Below are 18,751 nucleotides of genomic sequence, written 5' to 3'. Positions count from 1 at the left end.
AATGGCGCGCTGGTACATCATTCACGCCTATTCGGGCTTCGAGGGCAAGGTCCGCGATGCGATCATGGCGGAGGCGACGCGGCTCGGCCTAGAGCAGCTCGTCGAGCAGATCGAGGTGCCGACCGAGACGGTGACCGAGGCTCGCCGCGGCAAGAAGATCGCGGTCGAGCGCAAGTTCATGCCCGGCTACGTCCTAGCCAAGCTCAACATGAACGACGACGTCTACCACCTCGTCAAGAACACGCCCAAGGTGACCGGCTTCCTGGGCAGCATGGGCAAGCCGCAGGCGATCAGCGAGGCCGAGGCCGCGCGCATGCTCAACAGCAAGGAAGAGGCCGCCGCGGCGCCGAAGACCAAGGTCAAGGTCGATTACGAGATCGGCGACGCGGTCAAGGTGCTCGAAGGTCCGTTCGCGAGCTTCAACGGCATCGTCGAGGAACTCGATTTCGACAAGTCGAAGGTCAAGGTGTCGGTGTCGATCTTCGGTCGCGCCACCCCGGTCGAGCTCGACTTCGAGCAGGTCGAACGCTCGAAGTAACGCCGACCCGCGTCGGGACAGCAAGGGCCGGAGCGGCGACGCTCCGGCCCTTGTCGTATGTGCGTCAGAGGACGGAGCGACAAACCAAATTCCTCCCCCGCCAGGGTAGGGCTATCGCATATGGACGTTCATTTCAGCCTGCCGTGTTCCAAGCTTACCCCGTCACCCCGGACGTGTTCCGGGGTCCACCCTGCGGCGCGGAGAAAGGCTTGAGTCGACACCGTTCTCCTGCGGCCCCGTGGACCCCGGACTGAGTCCGGGGTGACGAATCTCATGAGGAAACCGAGCGAACCTCATCACCGCAGCCATATGCGATAGCCCTGCCCGCCAGGGGGAGGGATTTGCCTGCATATCGATCCCCCCTAAGCCGCCGCGCAGGCATAGGTGCCCGCGGATGCTCCCGCCACGGCGCGCAGATCGCTGATCAGCTGGTCGACGCGCGCCGGATCGGCGTCCCACGCGAACATGAACCGCGCGCCGCCGCCGATGAACGTATAGAAGCGCCAGCCGCGCGCGCGCAGGCCGTCGAGCACCGTCTCGGGCGCGGTCAGGAAGACGGCATTGGCCTCGACGGGGAACATCAGCTCGACGCCGGGCAGCGCCTCCACCGCCGCCGCCAGCCGGGTGGCGCAGGCGTTGCCGTGCCGGGCGTTGCTGAGCCAGGCGCCGCTCTCCAGCAGGCCCACCCAGGGCGCCGACAGGAAGCGCATCTTCGAGGCGAGCTGCCCCGCCTGCTTGCAGCGATAGTCGAAATCCTCGGCGAGCGCGGGGTAGAAGAACAGCACCGCCTCGCCCACCGCCATGCCGTTCTTGGTGCCGCCGAAGCACAAGACATCGACGCCGGCGCGCCAGGTGATGTCCGCCGGGCTGCAGCCGAGCGTGGCGCAGGCATGGGCGAAGCGCGCCCCGTCCATGTGCAACCGCAGCCCCAGTTCGCGGCAGACCGCGGACAGCGCCTCGACCTCGGCGATCGTATAGACCTGCCCCGTCTCGGTCGGCTGGGTGATCGTCACGACGCGCGGCTTGGGGAAATGGATATCGGCGCGCCCGGTCGCCAGCTTGCGGATCGCCTGCGGGTCGAGCTTGCCGCTTTCGGTCGGCGCGACGAGCAGCTTCGAGCCGTTGGAGAAGAATTCGGGCGCGCCGCATTCGTCGGTTTCGACATGCGCCTGCGCCGAGCAGATCACGCTGTGATAGGATTGGCAGAGCGAGGCGAGCGCCAGCGAATTGGCGGCGGTGCCGTTGAAGGCGAAATAGACCTCGCATTCGGTCTCGAACAGATCGCGGAAGGCGTCGGACGCGCGCTGCGTCCAGTCGTCGTCGCCATAGGCGCTGGCCGATCCGCGATTCGCAAGGTCCATCGCCTGCCACGCTTCGGGGCAGATCCCGGCATAATTGTCGCTGGCGAATTGCTGGGCGTCAGTCACGTCACTGTCCTTGTTCCGGTTCCCTGCACCAGAGACAGAACGACATGTGGCGTGATCCCGTTGGTTGCCGGTCCGGCCACATCCCTCCACTGTCATGGAGGCACCACCTTGCTCGGGAGCAGGTTGGTGTCGGGCGTCGTCCCGACTCTTGATGCTGCGCCGCGCTTAGCGGCGCTTGCGTATACGATCAAGAGGGTGACGAACCCTTGCGCGCGGCACGACACCCCGGCGCGCGGCTTGCCGTCGTCCGGACATCTGCCTAAGCCTGCGTAATACCAATTGGATACCGGAGACACAGGATGACGCGACGCAGGGGCACGATCGGCATGTTCGCCGCGGCGACACTGGCCGGGCTCGGCACCGCGGCGATGGCCGAGCCGGTGACGCTGCCCGCGATCTTCCCCACGCCGGCCTCCGTCGCGCTCGGCAGCGGCGCGGTGCCGCTGGGCGATTCGGTGGTGCTGGTCGTCGCCCCCGGGACGCAGGACGAGACGGTCGCGCTGGTGCGCAGCAGCCTGAGTGCCGCCGGCGTCACGACGATCACCAGCGCCCGCTCCGTGCCGGCGACGCCGGACCGCCCCCATGTCGTGATCGGCACCGGCGAGGCCGGCGTCATCCGCGATGCACTGGCGCGCAGCGGCACGACGCTCGACGACCATGCCGAGGGCTATACCATCGCCAGCCTCGCCCGCGGCAAGGGCAGCCTGATCACGCTGGCCGGCCATGACGCCGACGGCCTGTTCCACGCCGCGCAGACCTTCCGCCAGCTCGCGCAGCGGCCGATCCTGCCGGCGCTGGTCATCCAGGATCACCCGGCGATGCCGATCCGCGGCACGATCGAGGGCTTCTACGGCGCCCCCTGGTCGATGGCCGAGCGCACCAAGCATCTCGCCTTCCTCGCCAGCGTCAAGGCGAACACCTATGTCTACAGCCCCAAGGACGATCCGTTCGCACGGGCGCGCTGGCGCGAGCCTTATCCGGCGGAGACGCTGACCGCGCTCGGTACGCTGGCGGCGACGGCGCGGCGCAACCACGTCGACTTCGTCTATGCGATCTCGCCGGGGCCGACGGTCTGCTTCTCCGATCCCGCCGACGCCGCGGCGCTGGAGCGCAAGTTCGACGCGTTGCGCGCGATCGGCATCGACAGCTTCTACGTCGCGCTCGACGACATCGAATATACCAAGTGGAATTGCGCGCGCGACACCGCCGCCTTCGGTCCATCGGGTGCGCAGGCGGCGGGGGTCGCCCAGTCGCAACTGCTCAACATCGTGCAGAAGGACCTGACCGCCAAGGACCCCAAGGCGCGGCCGCTGATCATGGTGCCGACCGAATATTACGACGCCAAGGAGACGCCGTACAAGGCGGCGCTGCGCCAGCACCTCGACCCGCGCATCGTCGTGCAATGGACCGGCACCGACGTGGTGCCGCCCGCGATCTCGATCCCCGACGCCAAGGCGGCGACCAAGGCGTTCGGCCGCAAGACGCTGCTGTGGGACAATTATCCGGTCAACGATTATGCCCAGACGACCGGCCGGCTGCTGCTCGCCCCCTATGACCGGCGGGAGGCGGGGCTGTCGTCCGAACTGACCGGCATCCTGTCCAACCCGATGAACCAGGAGGCGCCGAGCCGCGTCGCGGTGACCGGCGTCGCCGCCTTCGCGTGGAACGACAAGGACTATGACGCCACGCTGACCTGGCATGCCGCCGCGCGCGAACTGGCCGGCGGCGACGCGCAGGCGACCGCCGCGCTGCTGCTGTTCTTCGACACGCAGCATATGGCGCCGACTTTCGGCAGCCAGCCCTGGCAACCGCAGGCGCCGCAGCTCAAGGCGCTGCTCGACGGAGTCCGCGAGGCGCTCGCCGATGGCGACACCGCGGCGCGGCAGACGGCAATCGCCGATCTGGCGCAGCGTGCCGACGCGCTGGCCGGTGCCGCCGACATCATCCGCTCGGGCACGGTCGATCCCGCCTTCGCCGCACAGGCGCGGCCGTGGCTCGACGCGCTGCACCGCTGGGGCCGCGCGCTGCAACTGACCGCCGCGGGGCTCGACGCCGCGAATCGCGGCAGCGGTGCGGCGACGCGCTATTTCGCCGACGCCCGGCGGCTGGCGGCAGAGGCGGCGGCGATCCCGTCGATTCCCGGCGCGACGCGCTTCGACGGGCCGATCAAGATCGCCGACGGCGTGCTCGACCGGTTCATCGCCGCTGCGCCGGGGCTGATCGCGACCGCCCCGGCGGGCGGCGCCGGCGGCTGACCTGTTCGCCGCCCCGGATCGTGCTAGGATGACCGTCCGGGAGCGAACATGGAGGCTGGCATGGCTGTTCTGTGGTCCCTGTTGCTTGCGACGTCGGCGGTGCCGGCGCTTCCCACCCGCTTCGCCGCGTTGCCGCCCGACGATCGATTGCAGCGGCTCGACGCCTTCCGCGACGCTTTGCCCGCCGCCGAGCGGCGCCGGCTAGACCGGGCGCTGCCGCGCTCGGCCGGCGGCGGCATCGCGCGCTGCGATCGCATCGAGCGGAGCCGGGCGTCGTGCGAGTCGGCGGCCTATCTGCCGGCGCTGCGCGCAACCGGGCTGCTGAGGCGCTTTCTCGCCACGCTGCCGCACTGAACCAGCGGCGTTTCACGCGCCTCAGATGCGAAGAGGTATGGGAGGACGCGGGGGTGTATCGCGCGGGACATGTCCCTGCGCGCGGCCGGGATCACGTTCCGAACATTCGAGCCTGCAACGTCAACGCAGCAGCCGCGCACGGAAATCGGCCGCGGTGCACAGACCCACGACGCCGCGTGCCGTGCAACCGGGGATCGGCAGCACCGCCACATAGGGCCGGGTGAGCGGCGCAGCGCTGCGGATCTGGTCGAGGCTCTGCGAGCGATAGAGCGCGCGGACATAGTGGCGACCGGCCGCATCGCGCAGCCGTTCGAAGACGATCGCGCCGCCCGGCGAGGGATCGTCCGCAGCGAGTCCGGGGACGCGCCAGTGCAGGTCGAGCAGTCCGCCGAGACTCGCGATATTGGTGTCGTGGCCCGAGATCATCGTCACCGCCGCAGCATCCGCCGCGTCGAGCGAATCGGCGATCACCGGCGCGAGCAGGGTGAGATTGGCCTTGGCGACATAGCGCGGGCGCGCGAGCAGGCGGAATTCGACGCTGTGCAGTTCGGACAGGCGCGCGATGTCCGCCGCGGTGGCGCGCCCCCAGCCGACTTCGGCCATCGGCTTGCCGTCGGCATATTCGAGCAGCAGGATCTGCGCCGCGGTCGACGCGCGGTCGAGCGCGCCGACGAGCTTGGGCCGCTTGCCGGGACGGGCGGGCGCCAGATCGGTCGGCGTGCCGGCGACGCCGCAGCCGGGGACGGGCCGGCCGCACAGGATGGTGTCGAGCCGTGCCAGCAACGGCGCAAGGCGCCGCTCCTCGGCGGCGATACCGTCGGGACCGGCGGCAGCGCGTACCGCGGCACGCGCCTGTTCGGCATCGAACGGCACCGCGCCCTCGTCGATCGGCGAGAACAGCGGATCGGCGACATCCTGCGGCTTGTGTTCGAGCGTCACCGGGCAGCCGGGGGCGAGCGCGGCGGCATAGCTACGCCCGGTTTCGATCGTGCGCTGGTCGCTGTCGGCGACGATGCGTAGCCGCGCGCAGCCCGTGCGCGGCAGCAGCGCCGCCGCGGTCCAGGTCGCGCGATCATAAGCGGCGACACGCGCGAGCGCGGCGCGACCGTGCGGCGTGAGATAACCGGGCGCGACCGGCCATTGCGGCCACGGCTGGGTGGCGGTGCCGACGGGCATCGGCGGCGACTTGGTCGGCGGCCGGACGCCGTGGCGCATCAGCAGCACGATACGGTCGAGCCTCAGCCCGGCGGGGATCGCCGGTTCGCGCGCGGCAGCAGGTGCGGCGGTGCCGGCGACCAGCGCGGCGATGAGCAGGCGTTTCATCGATATCCTCTCGTATGGGCGCTTATGCCCCCGCCGTTGATGCCGGGCCAAACGGGCCGAACCGCACCACCTCCCCAATCCCAGGCCGGATCGACATTCCAGCTTCGGAGAAACCCCTCCCCCGCCAAGGGGAGGAATGAGGCTTGACCTAGAAGTGCAGCTGCGCCCCCCAGCGGAAGCTGTAGCCATAGCGTTCGCGCTCGACCAATTGCGGCTTGCTGCCGATATAGCGGCGCCACGGCGCGTCGGTGAGGTTTAACGCCTGACCGAAGAAGGTGAGTTGCGGCGTCACCTCGTAGCTGAGGTTGAGATCGAGCTGGCCGTTCTTGTCGGTATATTGGTCGGCCTCCGCGCTGGAGCCGATCGTATCGAGATAGGGCGAGCGATAGGAATAGGCGGCACGGACCGCGACGCCGTATTTCTCGTAGAAGAGCTGCGCGGTGCCGACGTCCTTCGATTGCAGGAACAGCGGCAGGTCGCCGCTGCGCGCCGGCTTGCCGGGGAGGGTGCCGCGGCCGTGACCGGTGATGTGCGCGTAATTGACCGCAAAGCCGAAGCCGTCGAGCGCGCCGGGGAGGAAGGTGAAGCGGACCTGCGCATTCGCCTCGATACCCTGCACCTCCGCCGAATCAAGGTTGAGCGGCTGGACGACGTTGACCCCGGTCAGCGCCTGCCCGGCATAGGTGCCCGACTGGCTGACGCGCGTACCGGTATAGATCGGGGCGTCGATATGTTTGTAGAAATAGCCGAGCGAAAGCAGCCCCTGCCCCGGCAGGTAATATTCGACCGCACCGTCGAGATTGACCGCCTTATACGGTTTCAGGTCGGGGTTGCCGAGCGTCACCGTCTTCGGCGAGGCCGTCTCATCGACCGCGACATAGGGCGACAGGTCGGGATAATTGGGGCGGCCGATTGCAGTGGTCGCCGCGCCGCGGACGATCAGGCCGTCCGCCGCCTCCCATTTGGCGTTGAGGCCGGGGAAGACATCCGTATAGCTCTTGCGGCCGAAGGCGTTGTAATCCTGATTGAGCGCCGAGGCCGCGGTGACCAGCTTGCCCTTGGTGTGGTCGCGGGTGTTCTCGACGCGGACGCCGGGCACCAGCGTCAGCGTGCCGAAATGCAGCGTCGCCATCGCATAGCCCGCGGCGATGCTCTCGCGCACGTCATAGTCGTTGGAGAGGCTGTTCGCGAGGCTCTTCCCGGTATCGGCGGTGAGCGTGCCGGGATTGGCGGCGAGGAACGCCTGCGCCCTGTCGTAGCCGACGCGCACCGGATAGGGATAGGCGCCGTCGTAGAAACTGGTGTCGCCGAGATAGGAGACGTTCGCCAGTGTGAAGCTGCGGCCCTTCGTCAGGTCGTAGGTCAGATAGTCGCGCGCGTTGGTCTTGTGCCGGTCGAGATATTTGGCGCCGAGCTTGACGCTGCTGTCGCTACCGAAGGCGAGCGGCACGGTGACGTCGGCACGCCCCTGCCACAAGGTCTCGACTGCGTTGCGATAGTCGTAATTGACGCTGTTGAGGCCGTAGGCGCTCTGGTTGGCGTTGGGCTGGACGGTGGGCGTGAAGATATAGGGCGTATCGGACACGTCGTAATTGACGGTCAGCGCGCTGCCGCCGGTGCGGAAATTATACTCCGAGCGCAGCGGATCGCGCTTCTGCGCGCGGGTCCAGCCGCCGGCGAGGTCGAGCGTCGCGCCGCCCAGCAGGAAGCTGCCGCCGCCCTGCACCGACTTTGTATTGTCGACCTCCTGCCGGCGGCGGACGCGGACGCTGCCGCGGCCGCGGAAGGTGCCGGTGGTCGCGGTCTGATTGGTGAAGGCGGATTGGTTGTCGATGATGAACTGGTCGCGCGTCTCATTGTCGTCGAACCGCGACAGCGTGCCGCGCAGGAACAGCTTCACCGCATCGCTCGGCCGCCAGTCGAGATTGAGCACCACGCCCTTGCGGATGCGGGTCAGGTTATAGTCGCGCAGGCCCTGCTGGTCGGGCAGGCCGGCGACCCATTTGGTCGAGCCCTGGAAATTCTCCGATTCGATCGGTCGTTTGGAATAATTGACCGAGAGCACCGCGCCGAACTGGCCATCGGGGCCGAAGAGGCCGCCGACCTGCGCGTCTCCCTCCCACGGATGGCCGCCATTGAGGTGATAGGCACCATATTGGAGGCGCGCGTCGGCGAAGAGCGGCTTGTTGCGGTCGAACGCGGTCAGCGTGCGGATGTCGACCTCGCCGCCGATCGCATTGGCGTCGTGATCGGCGGTCAGCGACTTGGTGACGACGATCGAGTTGATCAGCGCCGAGGGGATATCGTCGAGCTTGACCTGGCGGCCATCGGGTTCGGGCGCTGGCAGCGTCAGGCCGTTGAGCACGACATTGACGAGATTGGGGTTGATGCCGCGGATGATGACATAGCGGCCCTCGCCCTGGTCGTTGGCCACCGACAGGCCGGGCAGGCGGCGCACCGCCTCGGCGACATTCTGGTCGGGCAATTTGCCGACGTCATTGGCATAGAGCGCCTCGACGAAATTGTCGGCGCGACGCTTGGTCTCGATTGCCTTCTTCTCGCCCTGCGCGGTGCCGACGACGACGATGTCCGCGTCGCTCTGCACCTCGGCCGGGGCGGTGGCCCCCGCCGCATCGGCGTTCTGCGCCGCCGCCGGCACGGCGAACAGGGCAAGCGCCGACGCGCTCGCCATCAGTGCAACAATCTCCATCACCCATCCCCCTCGCGCTCCCGGGGAGCGCCCGAGCGGGCGGGCTAGGCAGGCCGAATGACAGAGCCGCGGCAGCGAGGTAACCGTTCTGTTACGTTGCCGCCGTGCAACAGAAAATGTCTCCTGCGGTCTATGCCGCGTGGGCGATGTCGTCGCGGGTGGCGGCGGGGAGCGTCAGGATGGCGACTGCGCCGCGACCGCGGCCTTCGCTCTCGAGGCGGAGCGCGCCGCCCATCGCGGTCATCGAATTGGCGCACCAGTGCAGGCCGAGCCCGCCCGATTTGTGTGCACGGGTCGAAAAGCCGCGCTGGAACAGCGTCGCGCCGGTGGCGGCATCGAACCCCTCGCCATCGTCACGGATGTGGACCGTGACGATATCCCCGGCCTGATGGATCGAGACGCCGATGCTGCCGCTGTCGCTGCCGGTCGCCGCGACCGCCTCGGCGGCGTTGCCGATGAGGTTGCCGATCACCTGGCTGAGGATCACGCGATTGGCCAAGGCATAATGCGGCTCGGCGGGGAAGCTGAAGGCGATCGATACGGCGTCGGCATAGCGCGCGATCGCGGCGTTGCGCGCGACGATATCGCTGAGGTCGCAGCGTTCGAGGTGGAGGCGCTCGTGCGCCTGCTGCTGCTGCTGGCCGATGATCTCCAGCACATGCGCCATCGCCTCGCGCCCGACGCGCAGCTCGCCGCGTATCATCTCGCGGCCGGCGATCTCGGCGGCGAGCGCCGCGGACACGAAGGCGGCGAGCCTGGCGCGGCGGCCGGGCGGCAGCGAATCGAGCGCCAGCTCGGCGAGGGCGCGGTCGATGGTGGCGCGGTCGATCGGCGGCGGCTGGGCGATGCCCTGGGTCAGGATCGTGCTGATCGGGGTCAGCGCATTGCGGACGTTGTGCATCACCGCGACCGCGCTCTCGCTGCGGCCGAGCGCGAAGCTCTGCACCTCGATCTGCTCGCGCAAATCCTTGAGCTGTGACAGCATCGCGTTGAGGCTGCGGCCGAGCGAGCCGAATTCGTCGCGGCGGCCGTCGCCGTCGAACAAGGCGATCGTGCCGGAGGCGCGGATCCGCTGCATATGGCGCTCGATCCGCTGCAACGGCGCCAGCACCAGCCGCGCGATGACGCGGCGCAGGACGACGAGGAGGATCAGCAACAGCATCGTCGATCCGGCGACAGCGAACAGCAGCATGCGCCGGCCGAGCAGCGTCGCATCGCGGGTGATGGCGAAGCGAGCCGCTGCAATCCCCTCCCCGTCGGCGCCGCGGATCGGCACGGCGATCGCGATCCGGCTGCGGCCCGGCTCGACGCGCTCGCGGGTGCCGATCGGCGCCGGATCGATCCGGGCATCGAGCCGCACCAGATCGGACAACTGACGCGAGGTCAGAGTGCGCGCCATCAGCACATAGCCGCGCGGGATGCCGGTGCCGTCGGAGCGGCGCACCTGCGCGACGCCGACCGCGGCGACGCTGGCGCCGAGCCGCGCATAGACATGGCCGGAACTGCGGCGGCCGACGATCCGCGCCAGATCGGTGCGGTTGGCGAACTGCGCCAGCGCGCGCTGCATGACGCCGCGCGGCCGGCCCGTCTCGCGATCACGCCAGCGCGCGACGCGGACCTGACCGGCGAGGTCGACATAAGCGATCCCGTCCACGCCGAGGTCGCGCAACGCCAGTGGCGACACGCCGTCCCGCTCGAACGCGGCCATCGCGCGCCTCGCGGGAGCCGGCGTCGCCATATAGGCGTAGCTCTGCGTCCAGTCGCCATAGTCGCGGACCGCGGTCTCGACCTTGGCGGCATAATCGGCGAGCGCGGCGCGGGTCCGCTCGACATGGCCGCGCACCGCCTTCGCCTCCAGCGCATCGAAACTGGGGGTGATGATGCCGGCGAGCAGCACGGTGATGCCGAGCGCGCCGACGACGCCGACGAGGGTGAGGATCAGCACCAGCTTGGCGCCGAGCGACATCGGCCGGCGCGGTCGCGCGCGCCACCGCCGCCGCGCGGGCCCGCGGGCGCGCATCAGCCGTGCGTCCCGGTGCCCGTCTGGTCGCCCGCTACGCCGCTGACGAACCGCCGCGCGGCCAGATCGACGGCGTCATCCGCGGCGACCGGCGGCGAGAAGAAGAAACCCTGCAGATGACTGGTGCCGGCGAGGCGCAACGCCTGCACCTGTGCCGCGGTCTCGACCCCCTCTGCGATCACCTCCAGCCCGAGCGCGCGGCCGAGATGGATGATCGAATGGACGATCGCGGCGCTCTCGCGCTCGCGGCCCATGCCGTCGATGAAGCTGCGATCGATCTTGAGGCTGTCGAGCGCGAACTTGCGGATGTTGTAGAGCGAGGAATAGCCGGTGCCGAAATCGTCGAGCGCGATGCGGAAGCCCATCTGGCGCAGGCGATAGAGGGTGTCGGCGGCGCGTTCGGCATCGTCGAAGATCGCGGTCTCGGTGATCTCGATCTGGACCCGGCCAGGCGATACGCCGGCGCGCTGCACGCTTTCCATGACATGGCCGACGAAATTGTGCCGGCGGAACTGGCGCGGCGAGAAATTGACCGAGACATATTGGCCGGGAAAGCGCTGCACCGTCTTCAGCGCCTCGTCGAGGATCCAGTCGCCAAGGTCGTGGATGACGTTTGATTCCTCGGCGATCGGGATGAAGACCGCCGGGCTGATCGGGCCATATTCCTCGGTGTTCCAGCGTACCAGCGCCTCGAAGCCGATCACCTCCAGGTCACTGCGGCCGACGATCGGCTGATAGGCGAGACTCAGCTCGCCGCGCCCGATCGCGGCGGCCAGCCCCTGTTCGACGCGGCGGCGGAAGCGGATGCCCTCGTCCATGCTCTCGTCGAACAGACGGGTGACGCCGCGGCCGGCGCGCTTGGCATCGTTGAGCGCGAGGTCGGCGCGGCGCAGCGCGTCGATCGGGTCGCAGCCGCTGCCCTCGACCACGACGACGCCGGCGGAGGCGCCGCTCTGCACCGAATTGCCGAACACCTGATGCGTGCCGGCGCAGGCGGCGACGATGCGGTCGCAGGCCATGACCGCCGCCGCCTCGCCGGGCGCATCGAACAGCACGCCGAATTCGTCGCCGCCGAGCCGCGCGACGACCGCGCCATCGGGCGCGTGGGCGTGGAGGATGGCATAGACCTCGCGGATCAGCGCATCGCCGGCGAGATGCCCGAGCGTGTCGTTGACGATCTTGAACCGGTCGAGATCGAACATCGCGGTCGCGAACAGCCCCGGGCGGCGGGCGCGATCGCCGAGCGCCCGGAGGAAGGCGAGCCGGTTGGGCGCATCGGTCAGCGAATCGTGCGTCGCCATATGCAGCGCGCGGCTTTCGTTGGCGGCGAGTTCGGCGGCCTGTTCCTCGAGCTGGACGACCTGCTGCGCAAGCTGCGCACGGGCGGCGGCGAGTTCACGGTCGACCTCCCACCGATGCGCCAGCGCGGTCGCGGTCTGGATGATCTCGGCCACCTCGAACGGCTTGGCGATATAGAAGATCTTGTCGGCGGGGCCGGCGACCTTGCTGATCTCGACCGGCGAGAAATCGGAGAAACCGGTGACGATGCACAGGTTGATCTCGGGATCGATCGCGCGGATGCGCCGCGCGGTCTCGCGACCGTCGATCCCCGGCGGCATGCGCACGTCGATGAACGCGACCGCATAGGGCGTGCCGTCCACCCGCGCCGCCTCCACCGCGGCGACGGCGTCCTGCCCCTGGTGGCAGAGGGTGAGGTCAAACGGTTCGCCCCCCTCCGCGGTGCGCGCGGCATCGGCACCGAACAGGTCGACCGCCATCGCGCCGAGCGCCGCCTCCTCCGCACCGCGCTGGCGGGCGAAGCTGCGCACATAGCTGTCGTGCATCGCGGGCTCGTCGTCGACGATGAGCAGGCGCTTGCGCGGCAGGTGCTCGGGTGCGGCAGTCATCGGCACGGACATCCTCTCTCGCAGTCGGTGGAGAGGTAACCAAATGCGGTTAAAAGCTTGTAAACGACTTTAGCTGGCTTTCGAGCGCCTGGCCACCGAGCACGATCGCGCCGAGCGGGCCGGCATTGCCGCCGAGCGCGGGCGGGACGACGAACGCCGGCTCGCCGATCTCCGGCAGCGCGATATAGCCGGCGAGGCTCTTGACCATCGCGGCACGGATCCGCGGGAAGAGATGATCGTTGCCGACCATCACGCCGCCGCCCATGACGATCCGCCGCGGCACGCCGGTGAGCACCAGCGTATGGCAGAGCTGGGCCAGGACATAGGCGACCGGCTCCCAGACCGGATCGTCGGCGGCGATATCCTCGCCCTTCCTGCCCGCGCGGGCGCCGATCGCCGGGCCGGCGGCGAGGCCCTCGAGGCAGCCGCCGTGGAACGGACAGATGCCGATCCAGTCGTCGCCCGGCAGCCGGTCGGGGCGGATATGGCCGAACTCGCTATGGGTGAGGCCGTCGACGGGCACGCCGCCGGCGACCAGGCCGACACCGATGCCGGTGCCGACGGTGACATAGGCGATGTCGCGCAGCCCCTCGGCCGCGCCCCAGCGCGCTTCGGCGAGCGCCGCGCCGACGACGTCGGTATGGAATCCGGTCGGCACCTCATAGCGCGCAGCGAGCCGCTTGGCGACGTCGGTGCCCGCCCAATGCGGCTTGGGGGTCGAGGTGACATGGCCGTAATCGGCGGCATGCCGGTCGATCGAGATCGGCCCGAAGCTGGCGATGCCGAGCGCATCGAACTTGCCCCAGCCATCGAGGACGTGCTCGATCGCGGCGAGCGTCTCTTCGGGGCGCGTGGTGGGGAGCTGCACGCGGTCCTCGATCGCATCGGGCCCGCGCGCCAGCAGGCAGACGATCTTGGTCCCACCCAATTCGATTCCGGCAACCAGAGGGGGGACGCTGACCACGATCGTTTCTCCTTAGGGCGCGGGCGTTAGCCGAGAACGGCGGGTTAGGCGAGAGTCAGCGCAAGTGGCGCAAGGGGCCGTCCGATCAGACCGCTGACCATCGCCGCCTGGATGCGATTCGCCGGCCAGTGACCTGATAAAGGCCCGACCAGCCGATCGCGCACGAACGGCAGGACGCGGCTGTCAGACTGGTAGACCGGGGTGAACAGAGCGGTCAGCGATTGGTAGAGGCGGACATGGCGCCGCCGCAGCGCCACCGCCGCCGCCAGTGCCGCGCCGACATCCGCCGCACGTAGCCCGATAGCAAGTGCATGCGCATCGAGCAGCGCCATATTGGCGCCCTGACCCAATTGCGGACTCGCCGAATGCCAGGCGTCACCGATGTGAATCAACGCCGTTTCCGCCGGACGCGGGAGCGTGCGGTGCGCATATCGGGCAAAGGTGAGCTGCCCGGGATCATCGATCTGGTCGAGAAGCGGGGCCGTCGCAGGCCATAACTCCCGCACGCCGTCCTTCCACGCATCCAGCCCGGCCGCGCGCCAATGCGCGATCCGGTCGGCGCGGATCGACCAGAAAAACGCGGCTTGCTCCAGCTCGGCACCGGGCGGGCGACCGATCGGCAGGACGCCCGCCATCGTGCTGGCGCGGCGATACCGCTGTTCGAGCGCATCGGGTGCGAACCCCTCAACCCGGCGCAGGCTCGCCCAGAGCGCGCCATAATGGAGCGTGCGGCCACACGGCGGGGCGAGCGGCGTCCGCGTGCCGAGCGCATCGACGATCAGGTCGAACCTTTCCGAGCTGCGGCCATCGGCAAAGGTCAGACGGCGGCGATCGCCGCTCACGAGTTCGCTGCCAACGATCACGCGTCCGGTTTCGAGCGGGATGCCAGCGGCAACCACTGCCTCGTGCAGGATAGCGAACAGCGTCGCACGATGCACGCCGAAGCCACACAGACCCGGCTGCGCGAGCGTATCATAGCCGACGTCGAGCACGATGCGGCCGTTCGCTGTGCCGAACAGCCGCGCGATCCGTGCACTTCGGGCGATCAGCGCTTCGGCAAGCCCGAGGCCTCGCAAGACAGCGAGGCCGGTTGGCTGGATCATCAGACCCGATCCGATCGGCGCCGGCGCCTCGAAGCGCTCGAAGACGGTGACGCGATGGCCGTCGCGCGCCAGCAGCAGCGCCGCGGCGAGCCCCGCCGGCCCGCAGCCGGCGACTGCGATGTCGCGGGGCGCGCTTATTCCACCGTCACCGACTTGGCGAGGTTGCGCGGCTGGTCGACGTCGGTGCCCTTGGCGACAGCGACGTGATAGGCGAGCAGCTGCACCGGCACCGCATAGACGAGCGGCGCGATGAGCGGATGGACCTTCGGCATCGTGATCGTCGCGATGCAATTCTCGCCCGCCGCCTGGATGCCGTCATAGTCGCTGATCAGCACCACCTTGCCGCCGCGCGCCTGCACCTCCTGCATGTTGCTCACCGTCTTGTCGAACAGCGGGCCCGAGGGGGCGATGACGATCACCGGCACGTTCTCGTCGATCAGCGCGATCGGGCCGTGCTTCATCTCGCCGGCGGCATAGCCTTCGGCGTGGATATAGCTGATCTCCTTGAGCTTGAGCGCCCCTTCCAAAGCCAGCGGATAATCGGTGCCGCGGCCGAGATAGAGGACGTCGCGCGCGCCCGCGATGACGCCGGCCATCGCCTGGATCGCCTCGTCATAGGCAAGCGCGCCGTTGAGCGCGGCCGGCGCCTCGGCGAGGTGGCGGACGATGTCGCGCTCCTCGCCGGGCTTGAGCTTGCCCTTGGCGCGGGCAAGGTTGGCGGCGAGCGCGGCGAGCACCGCGAGCTGGCAGGTGAACGCCTTGGTGCTGGCGACGCCGATCTCCGGCCCGGCATGGGTCGGCAGCAACAGGTCGGCCTCGCGCGCCATGCTGCTGGTCGGCACGTTGACGACCACCGCGATCGTCTGCGCCTCGGAGCGGGCATGTCGCAGCGCGGCGAGCGTGTCGGCGGTCTCGCCCGACTGGCTGATGAACAGCGCGAGCCCGCCCGGCTCCATCACCGGCGCGCGATAGCGGAATTCGGATGCGACATCGAGGTCGACGGGGACGCGGGCGAATTGCTCGAACCAATATTTGGCGACCATGCCGGCATAGAAACTGGTGCCGCAGGCGACGATGGTGACGCGCTTGATGCTCGACAGATCGAACTCGGGGATCGGCAGCGTGACGCGCTCTTCCATCCGCTGGAGATACGAGCGCAGCGTCTGGGCGACGACGATCGGCTGCTCGTAGATCTCCTTGAGCATGTAATGGCGGTGATTGCCCTTGCTGATCAGCTCGCCGGTCACGCCGGAGATGGTGACCGCACGCTCGACCGGATGGTTGTCGCGGTCGTAGACCTGCGCGCCGTCCTTGGTGCAGACGACCCAGTCGCCCTCGTCGAGATAGGCGATGCGCTGGGTCAGCGGCGCGAGCGCGAGCGCGTCGGAGCCGAGATAGGTCTCGCCGTCGCCATGACCGACGACCAGCGGCGAGCCGAGCCGTGCGCCGATCAGCAATTCGGGATGCTTGCGGAACAGGATGGCGAGCGCGAAGGCGCCGTTCAGGCGAGGCAATACCTCGCGCACCGCGCCGACGGGGTCGATCCCCGCCTCGACCTTCTCGCTGATCAGATGCGCGACGACCTCGGTATCCGTCTCGCTGGTGAAGACGCGGCCGCGCGCGATCAGCTCGTCGCGCAGCGGCTTGAAATTCTCGATGATGCCGTTGTGGACGACCGCGACCTCCTCGGTCGCATGCGGGTGGGCGTTGTTGGTAGTTGGGCCGCCGTGGGTTGCCCAGCGGGTGTGCGCGATGCCGGTGGTGCCGGGCAGCGGATGCGCGGAAAGTTCGCGGGCGAGGTTGACCAGCTTGCCCGAGGCGCGGCGACGCTCGATCCCGCCGTCATGATCGGTGGCGATGCCGGCCGAGTCGTAGCCGCGGTATTCGAGGCGCTTGAGCCCGTCGAGCAGGCGATCCGCGACGTCTTCCACGCCGACGATTCCAACGATTCCACACATGATCGGGGTCTGCCTTCAGAGGAGGTAGGGGACACGGATTCCCGGCATGGCCGCCGGAAAATCCCTGATGTTGCGGGTGACGAGGATGCGGCCGTGCCGCGTCGCGCTCGCCAGGATGATGGCATCGGGCGATTTCAGCCGGCGCCGTTCGCGACGCAGCGCAGCCGCCCGCAGGGCGATGTCCGCATCGATCTCGTCGACGTTGAATCCGTCCAGAAACGCCTGCGTGTCCTGCACGTCACGCGAAGCGCCCTTCGACAGGACCTCGACCCAGACCATCCGGCTCACCCATGCGCCGCCCTGGTCGAGCGCACGCCGGATCTCGTCGCGCGCCGGACCGAAGCCGGCCAGCGCATCGATGACGATGTTCGAATCGAACGCATGACTGGTCATGCGGGGTCGGGGTAGATGGGGTCGGGATATTTGCCGGCCACCATGTCGACATAGATCTGGCGCTGGCGGTCGTCCTCCGCGTCGAACAGATCGGGAAATTCGGCTTTGACCTCTTCATAGTCATCGTCCCACGGACGGGTCCAGCTCGCCCGCTCGCGCCGCTGCCATTCGACCGCGTCGCCGATATCGGTGCGATCCTTCCACAGGCCGAAGCCACGATCGAGCCAGTCGCGATCATCCTCCGACTGCGCCTGCGACCGGAACGTCGCAACGGCCTCGCGCAGCATCGACGCGCGCGACCGGCCGAGCTTCGCCGCACGCTCGTCGAGCCAGCGCAGGTCATCGGGCGGAAGGTCGGCCAGAACGCGCGTCATGCCCGGATGATATCACACGCCGATATCACTTGCCAGCCTTGCGCGCCGCCATCATTTCGCGGAAGCGGGTCGCCCAGCCAGGCTTCGCCACCTGCGGCGGGCGGACCAGCGCCAGCGCGCCGGCCTCGACGTCCTGCGTCAGCACCGATCCCGCCGCGACGATCGCGCCGTCGCCGACCGATACCGGGGCGACCAGCGCCGAGTTGGAGCCGATGAACGCGCCCGCGCCGATCTGCGTCTTGTACTTGAAGAAGCCGTCGTAATTGCAGGTAATCGTGCCCGCACCGATGTTCGCCGCCGCGCCGACCTCGGCATCGCCGATATAGGAGAGGTGGTTGACCTTGGCGCCCTCACCGAGCGTCGCCTTCTTGATCTCAACGAAATTGCCGACCTTCGCCTTGCTGCCGAGCGTCGCGCCGGGGCGCAGCCGGGCATAGGGGCCCACCTCCGCCTTTTCCCCAATCGTCGCGCCCTCGATATGGCTGAAGGCGTGGATGACGACGCCGTCGGCGACGGTGACGCCGGGGCCGAAGACGACATTGGGCGCGATCACCACGTCGCGGCCGACGACCGTGTCATGGCTGAACCAGACCGTCTCAGGCGCGATCAGCGTCGCGCCATCGGCCATCGCGCGCTCGCGCCGCGCCGCCTGCCAGCCCGCCTCGACCGCGGCGAGCTCGCCACGGCTGTTGATGCCGGCGACCTCGTCCTCGCCGGTCTCGATACAGACCGCGCGGCCGCCGCCGGCGATCGCCAGCGTGACCACGTCGGGCAGATAATATTCGCCCGCGGCATTGTCGTTGCCGACCGATTCGAGCAGCCGCCACAGGTCGCGGGTGCGCACCGCGGTGACGCCCGAATTGCAGAGCTCGACCGCGCGTTCGGCGGGGCTGGCGTCCTTATATTCCACCATCTTGCGGATCGTGCCGTCGCCCGCCGCGATGATCCGGCCATAAGCGCGCGCATCCGCCGGGCGGAAGCCGAGCACCGCGACGGTCGGGGCGTCCGGCGCCTCCAGCCGCGCGGCGAGCCGCGCGACGGTGTCGCTGCCGAGCAGCGGCGTGTCGCCGAAGCAGACGATCGCGATGCCGTCGAAATCGGCGAGCGCGGCCTTGGCCTGCAAGGCGGCATGCGCGGTGCCGAGCTGCTCGCGCTGCCACGCGATCTCGACCCCGGTCGATGCCACCGCCGATTCGACCTGTTCGCCCGATGCGCCGACGACGACGACGCGACGCGTCGCGCCGGCGCGGTTGAGGCTGTCGATCAGGTGGAGCAGCATCGGCCGCCCGGCGATCGGATGGAGGACCTTGTGCAGGTCGGACTTCATCCGCGTGCCCTTGCCCGCGGCGAGGATGATGACGGCGATGGCTGTGGTCATGCCGACCGACTGCCACGGAAGACTTGCCATTTCCATACCGAGGCGGC

The 18,751-nt window shown here is 69.0% G+C and carries 14 protein-coding genes and 1 riboswitch; of the genes, 3 read left to right on the top strand and 11 right to left on the bottom strand.

Annotated features, from left to right (window positions below; all coding sequences use genetic code 11):
- Position 1: 1 nt before the first annotated feature.
- Positions 2-538, top strand: a complete 537-nt coding sequence (gene nusG / locus HD841_RS05295; RefSeq protein WP_037534189.1) for a transcription termination/antitermination protein NusG — start codon at positions 2-4, stop codon at positions 536-538.
- Between the two features lie 362 nt (positions 539-900).
- Here nusG and HD841_RS05290 read toward each other — a convergent pair whose 3' ends face one another.
- Positions 901-1,965 (bottom strand): threonine aldolase family protein, encoded by a 1,065-nt coding sequence (locus tag HD841_RS05290; protein WP_179507785.1) that lies wholly within the window; start codon positions 1,963-1,965, stop codon positions 901-903.
- 50 nt (positions 1,966-2,015) lie between these two features.
- A riboswitch (SAM-I-IV-variant riboswitch) is annotated at positions 2,016-2,125 on the bottom strand.
- A gap of 139 nt (positions 2,126-2,264) precedes the next feature.
- On the opposite strand from HD841_RS05290, the gene HD841_RS05285 reads away from it, so the two are divergent.
- Positions 2,265-4,220 carry a beta-N-acetylhexosaminidase family protein gene (locus HD841_RS05285; protein ID WP_179507784.1) on the top strand — a complete coding sequence of 652 codons (1,956 nt, stop codon included), beginning with the start codon at positions 2,265-2,267 and terminating at the stop codon, positions 4,218-4,220.
- Positions 4,221-4,280: 60 nt separating this feature from the next.
- Positions 4,281-4,574 (top strand): hypothetical protein, encoded by a 294-nt coding sequence (locus HD841_RS05280; RefSeq protein ID WP_179507783.1) that lies wholly within the window; start codon positions 4,281-4,283, stop codon positions 4,572-4,574.
- A gap of 120 nt (positions 4,575-4,694) precedes the next feature.
- On the opposite strand, the gene HD841_RS05275 is transcribed toward HD841_RS05280, so the two are convergent.
- From HD841_RS05275 to glmU, 10 genes are all read right to left on the bottom strand, one after another.
- Positions 4,695-5,897, bottom strand: a complete 1,203-nt coding sequence (locus tag HD841_RS05275) for a histidine-type phosphatase (RefSeq protein WP_179507782.1) — start codon at positions 5,895-5,897, stop codon at positions 4,695-4,697.
- A 148-nt stretch (positions 5,898-6,045) separates the two neighbouring features.
- The gene (locus tag HD841_RS05270) at positions 6,046-8,607 is read right to left on the bottom strand and encodes a TonB-dependent receptor (protein WP_179507781.1); all 2,562 of its coding nucleotides are present in this window, start codon (positions 8,605-8,607) and stop codon (positions 6,046-6,048) included.
- Positions 8,608-8,737: 130 nt separating this feature from the next.
- Entirely contained in the window at positions 8,738-10,627 is a 1,890-nt protein-coding gene (locus HD841_RS05265; RefSeq protein WP_179507780.1) for a sensor histidine kinase, read from the bottom strand.
- A complete protein-coding gene (locus HD841_RS05260; protein ID WP_179507779.1) occupies positions 10,627-12,534 on the bottom strand; it encodes a putative bifunctional diguanylate cyclase/phosphodiesterase in 1,908 nt (635 codons plus the stop codon). Before HD841_RS05260 ends, HD841_RS05265 begins: the two co-directional genes overlap by 1 nt.
- 49 nt (positions 12,535-12,583) lie before the next feature.
- The gene (locus tag HD841_RS05255) at positions 12,584-13,498 is read right to left on the bottom strand and encodes an ROK family protein (RefSeq protein ID WP_179507778.1); all 915 of its coding nucleotides are present in this window, start codon (positions 13,496-13,498) and stop codon (positions 12,584-12,586) included.
- A gap of 44 nt (positions 13,499-13,542) precedes the next feature.
- A complete protein-coding gene (locus tag HD841_RS20975) occupies positions 13,543-14,721 on the bottom strand; it encodes an FAD-dependent oxidoreductase (RefSeq protein ID WP_373562956.1) in 1,179 nt (392 codons plus the stop codon).
- A gap of 14 nt (positions 14,722-14,735) precedes the next feature.
- Positions 14,736-16,559, bottom strand: a complete 1,824-nt coding sequence (gene glmS, locus HD841_RS05245; RefSeq protein WP_179507777.1) for a glutamine--fructose-6-phosphate transaminase (isomerizing) — start codon at positions 16,557-16,559, stop codon at positions 14,736-14,738.
- Between the two features lie 15 nt (positions 16,560-16,574).
- On the bottom strand, positions 16,575-16,952 hold the full coding sequence (locus HD841_RS05240) for a PIN domain-containing protein (RefSeq protein ID WP_179507776.1): 378 nt from the start codon (positions 16,950-16,952) through the stop codon (positions 16,575-16,577).
- Positions 16,949-17,326 carry a ribbon-helix-helix protein, CopG family gene (locus HD841_RS05235; RefSeq protein ID WP_179507775.1) on the bottom strand — a complete coding sequence of 126 codons (378 nt, stop codon included), beginning with the start codon at positions 17,324-17,326 and terminating at the stop codon, positions 16,949-16,951. Before HD841_RS05235 ends, HD841_RS05240 begins: the two co-directional genes overlap by 4 nt.
- Positions 17,327-17,351: 25 nt before the next feature.
- Positions 17,352-18,704, bottom strand: a complete 1,353-nt coding sequence (glmU, locus tag HD841_RS05230; RefSeq protein WP_179507774.1) for a bifunctional UDP-N-acetylglucosamine diphosphorylase/glucosamine-1-phosphate N-acetyltransferase GlmU — start codon at positions 18,702-18,704, stop codon at positions 17,352-17,354.
- Positions 18,705-18,751 lie beyond the last annotated feature (47 nt).

Origin of the sequence: Sphingomonas melonis, from assembly GCF_013409985.1 — a bacterium.
GTDB lineage: Bacteria > Pseudomonadota > Alphaproteobacteria > Sphingomonadales > Sphingomonadaceae > Sphingomonas > Sphingomonas melonis_A.
This window is presented reverse-complemented; position numbering and strand designations above follow the sequence as displayed.

Excerpts from the sequence above, each read along its gene's own strand:
- HD841_RS05280 (WP_179507783.1), top strand. The coding sequence starts at position 4,281 with ATGGCTGTTCTGTGGTCCCTGTTGCTTGCGACGTCGGCGGTGCCGGCG.
- HD841_RS05285 (WP_179507784.1), top strand. The coding sequence starts at position 2,265 with ATGACGCGACGCAGGGGCACGATCGGCATGTTCGCCGCGGCGACACTG.
- HD841_RS05260 (WP_179507779.1), bottom strand. The coding sequence starts at position 12,534 with ATGACTGCCGCACCCGAGCACCTGCCGCGCAAGCGCCTGCTCATCGTC.
- HD841_RS05235 (WP_179507775.1), bottom strand. The coding sequence starts at position 17,326 with ATGACGCGCGTTCTGGCCGACCTTCCGCCCGATGACCTGCGCTGGCTC.
- HD841_RS05270 (WP_179507781.1), bottom strand. The coding sequence starts at position 8,607 with ATGGAGATTGTTGCACTGATGGCGAGCGCGTCGGCGCTTGCCCTGTTC.
- nusG (WP_037534189.1), top strand. The coding sequence starts at position 2 with ATGGCGCGCTGGTACATCATTCACGCCTATTCGGGCTTCGAGGGCAAG.
- glmU (WP_179507774.1), bottom strand. The coding sequence starts at position 18,704 with ATGACCACAGCCATCGCCGTCATCATCCTCGCCGCGGGCAAGGGCACG.
- HD841_RS05240 (WP_179507776.1), bottom strand. The coding sequence starts at position 16,952 with ATGACCAGTCATGCGTTCGATTCGAACATCGTCATCGATGCGCTGGCC.
- glmS (WP_179507777.1), bottom strand. The coding sequence starts at position 16,559 with ATGTGTGGAATCGTTGGAATCGTCGGCGTGGAAGACGTCGCGGATCGC.
- HD841_RS05265 (WP_179507780.1), bottom strand. The coding sequence starts at position 10,627 with ATGCGCGCCCGCGGGCCCGCGCGGCGGCGGTGGCGCGCGCGACCGCGC.
- HD841_RS05275 (WP_179507782.1), bottom strand. The coding sequence starts at position 5,897 with ATGAAACGCCTGCTCATCGCCGCGCTGGTCGCCGGCACCGCCGCACCT.